The following is a 1396-nucleotide window of genomic DNA, read 5'->3' as shown; positions in this document are numbered from 1 at the left end:
TGAGCGGAATGTGAACGCCTCCAGGAACGCACCGGCGTACTTGTTGACGGTCGCATATTGCTCAGCCGCTAAGGTCAAAGGCGACGCCTCGTTGTCCTCGACCATCGACTCAAGCTCAGGCTTCATCCGAAGCAACCGGTGCCATCCAACTTCCTGATCGAGAACCTCCAATGCGTTCCGGCCATAATCGTTCGCCGACTGCAGGGCTGTGATCGTGTCCAGGAACATGCGTAGCGCTTTGGCGGTATCCGGCCTGCAGTCCATGTGCCGCTGCTTCTTGCGGTTATTGGCTTGCGAGAACAGCCGACCCATCAGCTTGATGAACATCGACACTGCATCGTCCGTGAGCTTCTGGCCAAGCTTGATAATCTGCGCCACAATCAGCGCGTGTCGACGGCTGGCATTGAAGTCGTTGGCCAGCCATGCCGGTGTGGCGTTGCCCTCACGGATCATCTGATCCCACCGTCCAGACGATATGCGCATCTGCAATTTCGGATCGATTTCTAGCTTGCGCAGGAAGGCGATCCGTTCGGTTAGCCCGACCAGGTTTGACGCACCTGGCGCATCCGGCGCTGATCGCAGCCAATGAAAGCGCGTTTGGCCAATGGCCGGGTCAACCTCCAACAGCTTATCCAATGATTGAAGCGTAGCGACCGAAATTTCTTCGATCAGCGCTCTCTCCGCCCGCCGACGGGCAATGGCGCGGGCGGCAAGACCGATCCGTTCGATCGTGTCGATTGCTGGCAGAAGAGATCCGCGTTCACGAAACATGGCGACAGTAGCACTCGCTATCGCGCCACCGTCGTCGGAGATCGCGGCCGCCTGAATTGCAGCCAACAGCGCAGCTCTACGGTCTTGCCCCGTCGCGCTCCGCGCGGCCAGATAAACCATCAAGCCAGCAATGTGATCGCGACGCGTTTCTTCACGGCGCGCATAGAGCGCAAACTTTCCAGCGTCGGCGCCAATCTGCTCAGCAACGTACTTTAGCATTGCGCGAGGCGGAGTTTCGTCGGTCGCCAACACCCTGCCTGGATATCGCATCAGGCAGAGCTGAACGGCAAATCCGAGCTGATTGTGTTCTCGTCTGCGAAGACCAATCTCAAGCCTGTCAGCCGACGACAACGAATAGTGTCGGATGAGGCCGTCCTCATCGGTTGGTATATCGAAAAGTCTCTGTCGATCCTGAACCTTGAGAAGCCCCCGTTTACCCATCGCCCAACTCCATCCACGACTAATCTACCGGGAGCGTTGTCGAGTCGGGCGGGCGAAGAAATCAAAACTGGGTGCCCCGCGATGGCAATCCACAGGGATCGGATGCTACACAGCCGCACTACAGTAGAGTTCATGATCCGTTCACCCTTAGCGTACGATTTCGCACTGCTCTTGTTCCGACCCC

At 57.8% G+C, this 1396-nt stretch carries 1 protein-coding gene; it reads right to left on the bottom strand.

What is annotated here, in order from left to right; translation table 11 throughout:
* Window positions 1–1212: DUF4158 domain-containing protein (locus EN786_RS35890; RefSeq protein WP_135910003.1), on the bottom strand; the 1212-nt coding region annotated here is incomplete at its 3' end.
* Window positions 1213–1396: the final 184 nt, after the last annotated feature.

Source organism: Mesorhizobium sp. M4B.F.Ca.ET.143.01.1.1 (genome assembly GCF_004792275.1).
Taxonomy (GTDB): domain Bacteria; phylum Pseudomonadota; class Alphaproteobacteria; order Rhizobiales; family Rhizobiaceae; genus Mesorhizobium; species Mesorhizobium abyssinicae.
Note: the sequence above shows the minus strand (reverse complement) of the source record. Positions and strands in the feature narration are given on the sequence as shown.